Here is a 13,415-nt window from a genome sequence, read left to right as displayed (position 1 = left end):
ATATTCTATGTAGCTTTCTACAAATACTATCGTTATTCCTTTTGAGTTGGTATGTACTTCTTTGCAAAATTTATCGACTGACTCATCCCATCCAGTTCATCAAAATAATCATTTCTTTCAATCATGTTATATCCGTCGAATCCAATTTTATCTAATACTTTGAAGAATATATCGAAATCTACTTCACCATTCCCTGCTGCGACTTCAATATACTTACTTGAACTATCGCTTTTCACCTTTGTACAATCTTTAATATGAGTTTGTACTATATAATCTTTTAGTAGTAACAAACCTTCTCCCGGATTTTCATTTACATCACTTATTAAATTTGCTGGGTCAAAGTTAACAGCTAGTCCTTTCGAGTTTGCAGTTTCTAAAAATCGTTTTAATACTATTGCTTTTTCAGATCCCGTCTCAATGGCGAAGAATCCTCCAAATCTGAACGCTAAGTCCCCTATTTCATTACAAACACGTAGCATTTTATCATAGTAGGCACTTTTTTCATCATCTGGAACTTTTCCCATATGAGCTGTTATGATCTTTGCCCCAAGCCCCAAACCTCTGTCAGTAATATATTTAAACTGATCTATTGCACTCTCAGCTTCTATTCCCATAATTCCATTTTCTCCAAAACTAATTGCTAATGATGGAATCTTTATTCCATTAAAAGATAAGCTTTTCTTTAAAGCATTCCATTCTACCATTGAGATATTAGCTAAGTTAAAGTTTTTATTCATAGCATATAATTGAATATATTCTAAATCCCATTCCCTTGCTTTTTGTATTCCTTCGTTTACTTCAATATGTTTCGTATTTAAAAACATTCCTAATTTCCTATCCATATGTGTACCTTCTTTTTATTATTTCGTGTCAGTTTAATATTCGACTTTTTTTATATTATTTCCTCGTATAAACCAAATAAATAAACTACCCTTTTTTCGATACTCCCAGTAGAAGCATATATATGATAGGCACATTAAAAACACTAATACAATTCCCATTATCGCTTGTTTACAAACAAAAAAGACGTAACTACAAATAGTTACGCCTTCCCTATCATTTATCTAGGCTTTTTCTTCCCAGTAAATGCTGGTTTCTTTTTCTTTGGTGCTTTCGGTTTCGTTTCTACAAATGATCCCTTGAACATTTCTTGCTTCGTAAATACGATGCCTAGTTTTTTCGCAAATTGTAGTAATTTACGCTCTTCTTGTGGTGTTACAAGAGACACGACAGTTCCTTCTTTACCCATACGTCCAGTACGTCCTGAGCGGTGAATATATTGGTCTACTGTGTCTGGTAACTCTAAATGAATTACGTGTGTTAAATCGTCAATATCGATACCGCGTGCTGCAATATCAGTAGCAAGTAGAATTTCTAATTTCCCTCCGCGGAAAGCACGCATTGTCGCTTCACGCTCTTGTTTACTTGCTTCTGCATGAAGAGCCGCTGCTTTCATTTTACGGAATTTCAATTTCTCAGTAATTTCATCTAAACGGAATGGGTCGTTTAAGAACGCAACTGCTTTTACATCGCCCATATGCATAATTCTTCTTACGTAATCATTTTTTTCGCGTCGCTCACAAATGATATACGTATGCTCAACTAAGCTTTTTGATTCTGCACGTGTTACACGTACTAATTGTGGTTCCACTGCTAAATCACGTGCCGCATCTTCTGCCGCTTTTGTCATTGTCGCCGAGAAGAATACTAATTGACGATCGCGCATCGTTGATTTAATTACATCTTGCACTGCGCCCATCATTTTTTGCTTTACAATTTGATCAAACTCATCAAATACAATTGTTTTTACTTCATGCATTTTTAGCTTTTTCATACGAATTAATTCTAAAATACGGCCTGGTGAACCGACAATTACTCTTGGGTGTTTCTTTAATTTTTCAACTTGGCGCTTAATATCTGCACCACCAATTAAAGATGCACCTGAAATTTCAGTTCCTGCTGTAAACTTTTGAACCTCTTCATGAATTTGCATTACAAGTTCACGTGTTGGCGCTAAAACAACAACTTGTGGCTGTTTTACTTCAGGATTAATTTTATGTAAAAGGGGTAATAAGTACGCTAATGTTTTTCCTGTTCCAGTTGGAGATTCAGCTATAACGTCTTGTCCTTCTAAAATAGTTGGAATCGCTTGTTTTTGAATTTCAGTTAACTCTTTAAAACCAGCCTTCTCCCAAGCTTGTTGTAAAAATGGTTGCATATCTTTTATCATTTGTTTTTCTCCTTTATCTCTATTTTTGAAGAAAATGCTGTATTGTTCGCACCGTTTCTATCATGTGTGAAATAACAGCTATTAAATCATCAACATGGTCTTCTGTAATCGCTTTTTGAAATAGAACCTCTACCTTATTATGATATGAAATCGCTTGCTTATTATATTCGTATGAAACTTTCTGCATAATCATTCTTTCTTTTCCCCATATAGAACGCATTAATGTTTCAATTTCTTCGCATTTTACTTCTGGTTGTTCTAACGGGAATGAAAATGCTAGCTTCATCTCACAACCTGGTGTAAACTGAGGCACTTCTAGTATTTCACCAGACAAGTTCTTTGCATCCACAGATAATGAAAATGTTGCTTCTACTAATGGTTCAAACGGTTCTGTTAATTGAAATGAGATATGATATATGCGACTTAATGAAGCAAGATCCATCATATCTTTTCGATCTGTTACAAGAATATCTCCATGTAGATCAAAATCATACACAGCACCTTCTACGATTACTTTTAAATTGTCAAAAGCAGTTGGATCAAACATAATTTCCTCCAAAAAACAGGCGCCTTTCGATGGAAAGGCGCCACTTGATGTATATATAGTTTACAGATAAACGAGATGAATTACAACCTTTTAGAATAAACCTACTGCTTTTCCATCTTCATTTACATCCATTTGAAGTGCTGCTGGCTGTTTTGGAAGACCTGGCATTGTTAACATTGTACCTGTTAACGCAACGATAAAGCCTGCACCGATAGATGGTTTTAGCTCACGAATTGTAACGATAAAGTCAGATGGACGACCTAATTTTGTTGCATCGTCAGAAAGAGAGTATTGTGTTTTCGCCATACAAACTGGTAGATTACTCCAACCTTCTCCTTCATATTGAGCTAATTGCTTACGTGCTTTCGGAGCAAATTCAATATCTTTTGCGCCATATACTTTTTGAGCAATTGTACGAATTTTTTCTTCTAATGGTAATTCTAATTCATAAAGTGGTGCGTAGTTGTTTTCACCTTTTTCGATTTCTTTTAGTACTTTTTCAGCAAGGTCAACTCCGCCTTGGCCACCTTTCTCCCAAACTTCTGTTAAGGATACTGCATAGCCACGCTCATTACACCACTCTTGTAAGTATGTAACTTCTGCATCTGTATCTGTAATGAATTTATTAATTGCAATTACGAAAGGCACACCGAAGCTTTGAATTGTTTCAACATGCTTCTGTAAGTTTTCCATACCTTTTGCTAATGCATCTACATTTTCTTCTTTTAATTGATCTTTTGCAACGCCGCCATGCATTTTAAGCGCACGAATCGTCGCAACAATAACAACTGCTTCTGGTTTAATGCCAGCTGCACGAGCTTTAATATCTAAAAACTTCTCAGCGCCTAAATCAGCACCGAATCCAGCCTCTGTAATAACATAATCACCTAATTTTGCTGCCATTGTTGTAGCGATAACACTGTTACAACCGTGAGCGATATTCGCAAATGGTCCGCCATGAATGATAGCTGGTGTATTTTCTAACGTTTGTACTAAGTTCGGCTTTAATGCGTCTTTTAATAATAGTGTTAACGCACCTTCTACACCTAAATCTTTAACCGTTACAGGTTGATTTGCAAAGTTATAAGCAACTACGATGCGAGATAGACGCGCTTTTAAGTCTTGAATATCTGTTGCAAGGCAGAATACGGCCATAATTTCAGATGCTACTGTAATGTCAAAACCGTCTTCACGTGGTACACCTTGTACAGGTCCACCAAGACCAATTACTACGTTACGAAGGGCACGATCATTTAAGTCAACACAGCGTTTCCAAACGATTTTACGCGTATCAATTCCAAGTGTGTTTCCTTGTTGGATATGATTATCAATAAACGCTGCTAATGCGTTATTGGCAGTTGTGATCGCATGGATATCTCCAGTAAAGTGAAGGTTAATGTCTTCCATTGGTACGACTTGTGAAAAACCGCCACCTGCTGCTCCACCTTTTAATCCCATCGTCGGTCCAAGAGATGGTTCACGAAGTGCAATTACTGTTTTCTTACCAATTTTGTTAAAAGCTTGACCTAAACCAACTGTTACTGTTGATTTACCTTCTCCAGCTGGAGTTGGGTTAATCGCTGTTACTAAAACAACTTTACCGTCTTTCTCATCTTGTAAGCGCTTAAAAATATCAAGAGATAACTTACCTTTATAATGCCCGTATGGCTCTAATTCATCTTCTAAAATATTTAAATCAGCTGCAATTTCTTGAATCTTCTTCATACTCGCTTCTTGTGCGATTTCAATATCGGATTTCACTGTTGTAGTAGTTGTCATATACCCTAGTCCCCCTTTAATTGGTTCTGATGATATTGTATCAGTTTTTTGTATTTTCTGCACTTATTTACCTCCTAAAAATTCTTTCATTTCTTTATACGTTTTTTAACATAAATACCCATAAGAATGTTAACGATTGTTGTAACTCTGTAGGTAGTTGACCTAACATCTTCTCATTTACTCCGCGCTTATATACGCCGATGCCATCTATAACTTTAAAACCTTGTTCTTTCGCTAACTGTTCAAATTCCCAAGGCATCATCGTATTACAAACAACGTCTTTTCCATACAAGCGAGGATAACTGTTCTCTCGTGGCTTTGCTGTCGGCCCTAAAATTGCAATACATGCATATCCATCTTTCTTTAACACACGCTTTATTTCATTTAACGCTCGTAATGGCTCTTCCGTCCATTCTAAAGAATTAATTGCCATAATTGATTCAAATTGCTCATTTTCAAATGGTAATGCAGAAAGATCTCCTTTTATAAAAGATAAATTTGGTCCTTCTCCGCGCTCCTTACCTTTTTGAATCATCACTTCCGATAAATCTACTCCCACTGCTTTATAGCCTGCGCGACTTAATTTATATGTACCGTACCCATCACCACAACCAACATCGAGCACTTGTGCTTCTTTCTTCACGTATTGTTCAAAAAACGGAATAATTGTACTTCTGCTACCACTGTCCCACATCTCTTGACTATTTTGATTCCAAAACTCTGCGCTACTATCCCATTTCTTTTCTGCTGATTCATGCCAATTAAATTTCGTCATACATTCCCCTACCTTCACGCTTTATCACTCATTTCATTCTACATCATTTTCCAAAATTCCTGTTTTATCTTCATAAGGAGATATACATGCTAATGAAGGAATCTTTATTCTCCAATTTTTGCTTTACTTGGGTTTAACTCATACTCATGTTCTTCTCTTTATGAAAGATACTATAGGTACACCCAATTGAAAGAGAGGGATGTACATGCGAAGAAAGAGAAATCATCATTTTAAAAGTGGTGAAAAAAACGAAGAGTATGCAGCTGAAATATCACCAGCTGGCATTCCAATTAGACATAAGCGTAAAGAAATTGCAAATGAGATAGAAGGTACAAATACCGGTGCAATGGTAGGCTATGTCGCTTTATTTCTTTCGTTATTCTCCATTGCTTTTTATCCAGTTACGCTCGGCTCCCTAGCAATTTTAGTTGGCCTATTAGCTGTCAATTTCGGAGCAAGAACACTTGGATATACAGCAATTGGTTTTGGTAGTTTTTCTGTTTTATTCACTTTATTTTATCCGCTTGCTTTGTCAGCGTTTTAAAAAAACACACCAAGTCATACTTGGTGTGTTCATTCATGATACAACATAATATGGCCGCATCCACAACAATGTTTCGCTGTAATTTCTTGAAACACTGGATAATTTTCTTCATCTCGATGCTCAATAAATACTTTTTCAAATCGATACATGTTTGGTGCATATGCCCAATCTTGTTTCGTACGTGCATATAACGTTGAGGAAAAAAACTCCTCACCGCCACAAACGATACATGTGTTCTTCATCAATACCCCTCCTATGCTTGTCTTACTTCATCTATATGAACATAAGCATAAAAAAAAGACCTTCTATTACTAGAAAGTCTTCTCTGAAACAAAAAGAAATGTACCAAACATTCCTACTCCGCTATATTCTTTTGAGACACCAGCTTCTGTTTTAAATGTTTGCTTTACAGTCATAAAGAATACACCATTTCGTGCATCTGTACTTTCAAATTGTAGTTTTTCTTTTTTACCATCTACATTTTGCGTGCATTCAAAACTACTCTCATTACAATTCAACGCATACTTATCCTGTACATACACTTTAAAATCTGATTCTTTCGGACAAGTTATAAGTAATATTGCCACGAGAATAATACTTATAATACCCACAATTGTATAATATTTCTTCATTTGTACTCCTTTCAAATGACAAGAAAACTTGACTTCATACGCCAAGTTTTCTTAGTCAACAACCCATTGCCACTCTTGTTCTTTCTTATCAAAAATGAGCCAACCTGTTTCTGTTGCTTCCTCTTTCAATTCATCGATATTATCTAACACCTCATCCGTACTTTCATACGAACCAACTACATATACCGGAATTTCAAGACCTCTTCTTGACTCAATCTTCCCTGCTAGATCTATGTAAAGACCATCTTCCATGAGTGGAATAAGTCCCATAATCAATTCTTTTGAAATCGCTGGGAAAATTTTTGATTTTTGGAAGAAAGAAAAACGTTTCTTACCGAAAGCACCGAGTTTATACGGAATGACTTTACTTAACATTCCTACAAAATCAGCAATTCTACGATAATACACTTTGTTGTACCATCCGTCATCATGTGAAAAATAAACAAATCTATTTTTCAACAGCGGAAAGAATGTTCTTGCAAGTGGTTCTTTTTTGTGAGCCAAATATAATAATTCTGCAATTTCTTTCGGCTCTAATTCATCTAAATCGCTTGCATCATCAAAATCTACCCAACAAAATTCATCAAATTCATCAATCTCTGCTTGAATTAACTTATGTATATTTTCTTCCTCAACATATTCAAATAAAGTATGATAATGAAAATCCGTCCATTCAAAGTTGTGCTTTAAAAGCAACACTTGATGAAGCGGTGAAGGGATGTTACTCGCAAACTCTTTAAACGTAATTCCTGATGTAATAAAACAATGACCTCGACGATTACCATTAATATATATCATATTCTTTACTTGGTCAGATCCTCCAGACAAAGCACCTAGCCACCTTCGTTTTATATGTTTCAATTCTATAGCATATTTTAACATGAAAAATTTTAGAAACATAGAAAAAACTTCAAAAACTATTTACAATTTCATGTGTTTTATTACATAGTGATTACAAGAAAAAACGCCTGCTCATAAGCAGGCGTTTTTAAAGGATTTCATCAGGGTTTTGAGGATGATGATTTCCCTCTTTCTTTTCTTCTTTTTGGAACATCGATTGAATTTTATCAATTGTTTGTGGAGCTAATTCAATCATTTTTTCTGCTAAATGTGTCGCATTTTGTAGATGTAGAATATTTACTCCATCTTTATTCACCACAAGAAATGCTACTGGTGTAATCGAAACACCACCCGCGCTACCGCCACCAAATGCAGGGTTACCGTTCGCTCTTTGTCCATCATTCGTTTGGAAATCAGAACCTCCTGCTCCAAAACCGAACGCTACTTTAGAAACAGTTAACACCACACCACCGTCAGCCGTTTGAACAGGCTCTCCAACAATCGTATTTACATCAACCATTTCTTTTAAATTTTCCATTGCTGCTTTCATTAACCCTTGAATTGGATGATCCACCGTTCATAACCTCCTTTGTCATATCTTTCCTAGTTTTTCCGAAAGTTTGTGAACTAAACATAAAATTTTATATTGATTTCAAAAAACTCAAGTTATAATATTTAGAAAAATAAAAAAAGAGGTCGATTCGTTATGATGCGAAAATTAACAAAGAAAGATCATGAACAAGTATTCGCTTATCTAAAAGAAGAAGCAGCCCTTAACTTGTTTATTATTGGAGATATTGAAGCTTTCGGTTATGACACAGATTTTCAAGAATTATGGGGAGTATTTAAAGAGAATGGAACATTAAAATCAATTCTACTCCGATTCCACGATTCATTTATACCCTATAGTAAAGAAGAATTTATTACCACTGATTATGAGGCACTTCTTTCCGCATATAAGCCACTTAAACTCTCTGGTAAGTCAACTATCGTAGAACAATTTGAAACTGCTTCAAATATACAACTAGGTACTAAAAATGAAATGTATTTTTGCGAATGTCTAAATGACAACAACTTACCTAGCACACCAATTCATGAAACAATTAAACTTGCCTCACTAGATGATATAGAGCGAATTATGAAATTACGAAGTGACATCGCTGAATTTCCGACTACCAATGAATCAGAGAAAATATTAAGGCAGGCTATCGAAACAAATACAGGACGCACATACTATATTGAAAAAGATGGCGTGATCATCGCATCCGCCTCTACTTCCGCTGAAAATTCATTATCCGCTATGGTAGTTGGTGTATGTACACACCCGAATTATCGCGGAAATGGTTACGCTTCACTCATATTACAAAAAATGATCCAAGACTTTACGAAAGAAGACCGAACACTTTGTTTATTTTATAACAATCCAGCTGCTGGACGAATTTATAAACGACTAGGATTTAAAGACATTGGAATGTGGACGATGTATCGATAATAAGAAGTACTCTATAAGAGGAAATAGTTGTAACTTAGTAATACAAGCAAATTACAAAATAACTCACACCGTTATTATGAAGATGGAGAAACTACTTGTAAAGCCGTGCCCCTAACTAAAACATGTCATGTATTCAAACTAAATTTAGACAGATAAACGCCCCAATTGTTGCATCTACTCCAGCAATTGAGGCTACCTGTTTATTCTCAAATTCTTTCCGCTACAAATAGAAATATTTATGAAAGATTTATCTCACTTATGTCACTATTATCTTTACGTGCAAATGCCCTTCTTAATATTACTGCTTCTTATTATACTTTACTTTAAAATCAATATATTCCTGTCTCGCATCCTGATTATTACCTTGCTGACTATCAAAATATGTGTGTATCTGTGATATATATTTTACTAACTTGCCTTCATCATTTCTCTTCTTATAATTCATTACGATACTTACTTGTAATATCTGCTCTAAGCCATTTTTAGAATCTATATGCAATGCGATTGATCCACCACCATATTCATCATATTGTATTTTCAAGTTATCATTAATAATGCCCTGAAAATCTGATTCAGTTAATTTGTATCCAACAGTACTAGGTTGATCAAACTTTTTTATATCACCTTTGGGCTTCATCTTTAGTTTCCCTATTCCTTTTAAACGATCTACAATTAAGTTCACGTATGAAACATCTAGATTTGAATCCGGACTTTGCACCTTTTCATTTTTATACATAATATTTGTACTATAATTAACTTCTTCTTTATAATTTTTATTATCTACTTCCGAGGTAATTTCTTGTGTTGTATTTCCATATAAACTTTTATCTTTCGTATTATATATGCCTTTCGAAGTTTGATAGATTGTTTTACTGTGCTCTCCATCTTCCTTTTGCTCATATGTACTATATATACCTCTTTGTTTCACATACGCATATCCATCATCACTCGCAGACATAACCGTTTTCATGTCACCTTCATCCAAAGCTTTGACAAATGGCTCATACTCTATCTTTTCTTCAAAAAAGCTACATGCTTGTAGTAGGCTGATTGTTATTATGATAGTAATCATTTTAGAAACCCTTTTTTTGTTCATTTCATCATCACACTACCCACTCTATATTTTCAATTAGATAACCTACTAATCACTTTTATCACCTTACATAAGTAAATTTTCTTTTCGTAGTTCAAATACTCTCCTATAAATTATTACTTTTTCATCATCAAAACTTACAATACACACTTTCTTTATGCCTTACGTTTCGATTTACTTTTTTTATTTTTCTTTTGATATCTTGGAGTTTCTCTTTTATGTTGCTCCCACGTTTTATTAAATGACGGAAATTTAAACCTGCAATATGCTAATAGCTGAAATTCAGCTGCTCCTATGGCTATCGTATACATTAAAACAGTTCCTATTACATATCCAATAAAAGTGTCAAACGCATAATCATTATGAAAATAAATCAAAATAAGAAGGATTAATGCGTATATTGAAGCCACTTTCATCATAGTTCCTTTTGTTTTACTAAAAAAGGATACGGATCTTTCATCCATACTAAACGCACCTTCACTTGCCAATTTAAATGTATCTATTGTTGTTACAATATGAAAAATTACTGCTCCTAAATATAGCAAACATACATAATTCAATGTACTACGATCCATTGAATTATTAGCTATTTCAGAAACAACTAAAACTGTAAGTAATATAGTAGCCATTTGAAGTGCGTATAATAATACAACAAGTGTTTGTAGCTTTTGAAATTTAAATTGAGCTTTTGGAAATAAATATAGAATGAAAAAAATTACTTGCAGAGCATATAACAACACTTCTAGCTTAACGATTCCTATATTAAGGAGAACCATACAGTACTCCCAACCACCTGATACAATAATAGAAAAAACGGCTATTGAACTATAAAGTATTCCTCCAAACATAAATCCTGTAGCCCCCTCAGGACTTAAACGATCATTACATGTCATCCTAAACTTATATAAATCTTCTTCTTTTATATTCCACATCCTGGCTCTTCACCTTCTATATGTTTCAATTATTTTGCGCGCACTAAAATTCTATTAATATTTTATTTATTTTTCGTTTTGAATTTCTTATTTCGCTTTCGAATTCTCCCACGCATTCTCTCATTCTCTTCCCATGACATATGAAATGACTTGAATTTAAATCTACAATACATTAATAGCTGAAATTCAGCTGCACCGACAGCAATTGTATACATTAATACAGTACCTACCACATAAAGGACTAAGACATCGAACGCATAATTAGTATGAAAATAAATCAAAACAAGAAGGGTTAGTGTATATAGTGTAGCCCACTTCATCACATTCCCTTTTGTTTTACTAAAAAATGAGGTAGATCTTTCATCCTTACTGAACGCACCTTCACTCGCTTGTTTAAACGTATCGATAGTTGTCACAATGTGAACAATGACTGCTCCTAGGAATAACATACCTACATATATTAATGTAATTCTGTCAATTGAATCCTCAGAAATCCCAGGAAGAATCAACGCTGTGAATGTTATTGTACCTAATTGAAATGCATATAATATTACAACGAGCGTTTGTAACTTTTGAAATTTATAACGTGCTTTTGGAAATGAATATAGAATTAAAAAGATGAATTGTAAGCTATATAAAACAATTTCAATTTTAACAATTGTTTTGTCAAAGAAAGTATTATAATACTCCAAGCCCCCCATAAAAATAAAAAACATAAATACTGAAGTATAAACTATCCCTCCAATAAAGAAAACCATAGCACCCTCAGGGCTTAAACGATCTTTACATGTCATCCTAAACTTATATAAATCTTCTTCTTTTATATTCCACACCCTGACATTTCCCCTTCTATACAGTTTAAATAATTTTCGTGCACTAAAATTCTATTTCACTCTTACTTACTTTTCGTTTTGGATTTTGTATTTCGCTTTCGCATTCTCTCATTCTCTTCCCACGTCATATGAAATGACTTGAATTTGAATCTACAGTACACTAAGAGCTGGAATTCTGCTGCTCCTATTGCTACTGCATACATAACAACATTACACATAACATAACCAAACATTGTGTTTAATGAGTAATTATTATTTATATAAATCAAAACAAGAAGAATTAACACATAAATTACAGCACCTTGTATAACATGTCCCTTTGTTTTACTAAAAAACGAAGCTGATTTGTCTTCACTACTAAATGCACCCTCGCTTGCTTGTTTAAATGTATCAACTGTTGTCACAATATGAACAATAATTCCACCTAATACTAATAGCCCTACATAAACACATGTATTGAGATCAATTGAATGCTCTATCATCCCAGAAAGAACAAATAACATGCATCCGATAGTTCCAAGTTGAAATGCATATAATAATATCACGAGCGTTTGTAATTTTTGAAATTTATAACGAGCTTTAGGGAATAAATATAGTATTAAAAACATTACTTGCAAACCATATAACACTAATTCAATCCTAACAATTACCTTATCAAACAAGGTAGTATAATAATCCATTCCTCCCACAAAAATAATAACCATAAATAATGAAGTATAAAATATCGTTCCGAGCATAAAACCCGCAGCACCTTCAGGACTTAAACGCCCTTGACATGTCATTCGAAACTTATCTAAATCTTCTTCTTTTATATTCCACACCCTGACATTTCACCTTCTATACAGTTTAAATAATTTTCATTCACTTCAATTCTATTTCACTCTTATTTACTTTTCGATTTGGATTTTATATTTCGCTTTCGAATTCTCCCACGCATTCTCTCATTCTCTTCCCATGACATATGAAATGACTTGAATTTAAATCTACAGTACACCAATAGTTGAAATTCTGCCGCTCCGATCGCAACCGCATACATTAAAACAGTTCCTACTCCATACATAACAAAAAAATCAATTGAATAATCATTTTGAAAATACATTAAAATAAGTAGTATTAATATATATATTATAGCCCCCTTTATCATAGCTCCTTTTGTCTTACTAAAAAACGAGGTGGATCTTTCATCACCACTAAATGCACCTTCACTTGCTTGTTTAAATGTATCTAGCGTTGCTGCAATATGGATAATAACTGCTCCTACAACTAGTAGCCCGGTATACATCCTACCAATCGAATTATCAGCCATTTCAGAAATAATTGAAACTACAAATAATATCGTTCCAAGTTGAAACGCATATAGTAATACGATTAGCGTTTGTAACTTTTGAAATGTAAAACATGCTTTCGGAAATAGATATATAATTAAAAATATAATTTGAATACTAAATAACACAATTTCAGTTTTAACAATTGTTCTATCAAAAAAATTGTTGTAGTAATTCAAATCACCTACAAAAATAATAAACATAAATATTGAAATATAAAATATTGTTCCAAGCATAAAACCCGTAGCACCTTCTGGACTTAAACGGCTTCTGCATGTCATCCGAAATGCTTCTAAATCTTCCTCTTTTATATTCCACACCCTGACATTTCCCCTTCTATACAGTTTAAATAATTTTCGTGCACTAAAATTCTATTACATTCTTAATATTTTT

General features: G+C 33.9%; 16 protein-coding genes. 2 read left to right on the top strand and 14 right to left on the bottom strand.

Annotation, left to right across the window (positions count from 1 at the left end):
• Window positions 1-32 precede the first annotated feature (32 nt).
• From ACUL40_RS02550 to ACUL40_RS02530, 5 genes are all read right to left on the bottom strand, one after another.
• The gene (locus tag ACUL40_RS02550) at window positions 33-842 is read right to left on the bottom strand and encodes a sugar phosphate isomerase/epimerase family protein (protein WP_000375204.1); all 810 of its coding nucleotides are present in this window, start codon (window positions 840-842) and stop codon (window positions 33-35) included.
• A 218-nt stretch (window positions 843-1,060) separates the two neighbouring features.
• On the bottom strand, window positions 1,061-2,230 hold the full coding sequence (locus ACUL40_RS02545; protein ID WP_000588613.1) for a DEAD/DEAH box helicase: 1,170 nt from the start codon (window positions 2,228-2,230) through the stop codon (window positions 1,061-1,063).
• A gap of 19 nt (window positions 2,231-2,249) precedes the next feature.
• Window positions 2,250-2,777, bottom strand: coding sequence for a hypothetical protein (locus ACUL40_RS02540; protein WP_000460219.1), 528 nt, complete (start codon window positions 2,775-2,777; stop codon window positions 2,250-2,252).
• 90 nt (window positions 2,778-2,867) lie between these two features.
• Window positions 2,868-4,556, bottom strand: coding sequence for a formate--tetrahydrofolate ligase (locus tag ACUL40_RS02535; protein WP_014482011.1), 1,689 nt, complete (start codon window positions 4,554-4,556; stop codon window positions 2,868-2,870).
• A 94-nt stretch (window positions 4,557-4,650) separates the two neighbouring features.
• Window positions 4,651-5,331, bottom strand: a complete 681-nt coding sequence (locus ACUL40_RS02530; protein ID WP_000160043.1) for a class I SAM-dependent methyltransferase — start codon at window positions 5,329-5,331, stop codon at window positions 4,651-4,653.
• Between the two features lie 205 nt (window positions 5,332-5,536).
• Between ACUL40_RS02530 and ACUL40_RS02525 the strand changes: the two genes are divergently transcribed.
• A complete protein-coding gene (locus tag ACUL40_RS02525; protein ID WP_001253200.1) occupies window positions 5,537-5,875 on the top strand; it encodes a hypothetical protein in 339 nt (112 codons plus the stop codon).
• 29 nt (window positions 5,876-5,904) lie between these two features.
• Here the strand turns inward: ACUL40_RS02525 and ACUL40_RS02520 are convergent, their stop codons facing one another.
• The 4 genes from ACUL40_RS02520 to ytfJ all read right to left on the bottom strand — a co-directional run bounded on the left by ACUL40_RS02520 (window position 5,905) and on the right by ytfJ (window position 7,921).
• On the bottom strand, window positions 5,905-6,117 hold the full coding sequence (locus ACUL40_RS02520) for a hypothetical protein (protein WP_000798747.1): 213 nt from the start codon (window positions 6,115-6,117) through the stop codon (window positions 5,905-5,907).
• Between the two features lie 69 nt (window positions 6,118-6,186).
• A complete protein-coding gene (locus tag ACUL40_RS02515) occupies window positions 6,187-6,507 on the bottom strand; it encodes a hypothetical protein (protein WP_000761174.1) in 321 nt (106 codons plus the stop codon).
• A gap of 51 nt (window positions 6,508-6,558) precedes the next feature.
• Entirely contained in the window at window positions 6,559-7,335 is a 777-nt protein-coding gene (locus tag ACUL40_RS02510) for an oxalate:formate antiporter (RefSeq protein ID WP_000014087.1), read from the bottom strand.
• Window positions 7,336-7,495: 160 nt separating this feature from the next.
• Complete coding sequence (gene ytfJ / locus ACUL40_RS02505) at window positions 7,496-7,921, bottom strand: GerW family sporulation protein (protein ID WP_000349991.1); 426 nt, start codon at window positions 7,919-7,921, stop codon at window positions 7,496-7,498.
• A 132-nt stretch (window positions 7,922-8,053) separates the two neighbouring features.
• On the opposite strand from ytfJ, the gene ACUL40_RS02500 reads away from it, so the two are divergent.
• Window positions 8,054-8,839, top strand: coding sequence for a GNAT family N-acetyltransferase (locus ACUL40_RS02500; RefSeq protein ID WP_000984754.1), 786 nt, complete (start codon window positions 8,054-8,056; stop codon window positions 8,837-8,839).
• 298 nt (window positions 8,840-9,137) lie between these two features.
• On the opposite strand, the gene ACUL40_RS02495 is transcribed toward ACUL40_RS02500, so the two are convergent.
• From ACUL40_RS02495 to ACUL40_RS02475, 5 genes are all read right to left on the bottom strand, one after another.
• Window positions 9,138-9,911 (bottom strand): DUF3952 domain-containing protein, encoded by a 774-nt coding sequence (locus ACUL40_RS02495; RefSeq protein ID WP_065211626.1) that lies wholly within the window; start codon window positions 9,909-9,911, stop codon window positions 9,138-9,140.
• A gap of 176 nt (window positions 9,912-10,087) precedes the next feature.
• On the bottom strand, window positions 10,088-10,864 hold the full coding sequence (locus ACUL40_RS02490) for a hypothetical protein (RefSeq protein WP_065211627.1): 777 nt from the start codon (window positions 10,862-10,864) through the stop codon (window positions 10,088-10,090).
• A gap of 62 nt (window positions 10,865-10,926) precedes the next feature.
• Window positions 10,927-11,697, bottom strand: a complete 771-nt coding sequence (locus tag ACUL40_RS02485; RefSeq protein WP_000267165.1) for a hypothetical protein — start codon at window positions 11,695-11,697, stop codon at window positions 10,927-10,929.
• Between the two features lie 62 nt (window positions 11,698-11,759).
• A complete protein-coding gene (locus tag ACUL40_RS02480; RefSeq protein ID WP_065211628.1) occupies window positions 11,760-12,518 on the bottom strand; it encodes a hypothetical protein in 759 nt (252 codons plus the stop codon).
• Window positions 12,519-12,580: 62 nt separating this feature from the next.
• Window positions 12,581-13,342, bottom strand: a complete 762-nt coding sequence (locus ACUL40_RS02475; RefSeq protein ID WP_000267152.1) for a hypothetical protein — start codon at window positions 13,340-13,342, stop codon at window positions 12,581-12,583.
• Between the last annotated feature and the right edge of the window lie 73 nt (window positions 13,343-13,415).

This window comes from Bacillus sp. KNSH39 (genome assembly GCF_052656585.1).
Note: the sequence above shows the minus strand (reverse complement) of the source record. Positions and strands in the feature narration are given on the sequence as shown.

Excerpts from the sequence above, each read along its gene's own strand:
- ACUL40_RS02530 (WP_000160043.1), bottom strand. The coding sequence starts at position 5,331 with ATGACGAAATTTAATTGGCATGAATCAGCAGAAAAGAAATGGGATAGT.
- ACUL40_RS02525 (WP_001253200.1), top strand. The coding sequence starts at position 5,537 with ATGCGAAGAAAGAGAAATCATCATTTTAAAAGTGGTGAAAAAAACGAA.
- ACUL40_RS02520 (WP_000798747.1), bottom strand. The coding sequence starts at position 6,117 with ATGAAGAACACATGTATCGTTTGTGGCGGTGAGGAGTTTTTTTCCTCA.
- ACUL40_RS02540 (WP_000460219.1), bottom strand. The coding sequence starts at position 2,777 with ATGTTTGATCCAACTGCTTTTGACAATTTAAAAGTAATCGTAGAAGGT.
- ACUL40_RS02535 (WP_014482011.1), bottom strand. The coding sequence starts at position 4,556 with ATGACAACTACTACAACAGTGAAATCCGATATTGAAATCGCACAAGAA.
- ACUL40_RS02550 (WP_000375204.1), bottom strand. The coding sequence starts at position 842 with ATGGATAGGAAATTAGGAATGTTTTTAAATACGAAACATATTGAAGTA.
- ACUL40_RS02545 (WP_000588613.1), bottom strand. The coding sequence starts at position 2,230 with ATGATAAAAGATATGCAACCATTTTTACAACAAGCTTGGGAGAAGGCT.
- ACUL40_RS02495 (WP_065211626.1), bottom strand. The coding sequence starts at position 9,911 with ATGATTACTATCATAATAACAATCAGCCTACTACAAGCATGTAGCTTT.
- ACUL40_RS02500 (WP_000984754.1), top strand. The coding sequence starts at position 8,054 with ATGATGCGAAAATTAACAAAGAAAGATCATGAACAAGTATTCGCTTAT.
- ACUL40_RS02490 (WP_065211627.1), bottom strand. The coding sequence starts at position 10,864 with ATGTGGAATATAAAAGAAGAAGATTTATATAAGTTTAGGATGACATGT.
- ACUL40_RS02515 (WP_000761174.1), bottom strand. The coding sequence starts at position 6,507 with ATGAAGAAATATTATACAATTGTGGGTATTATAAGTATTATTCTCGTG.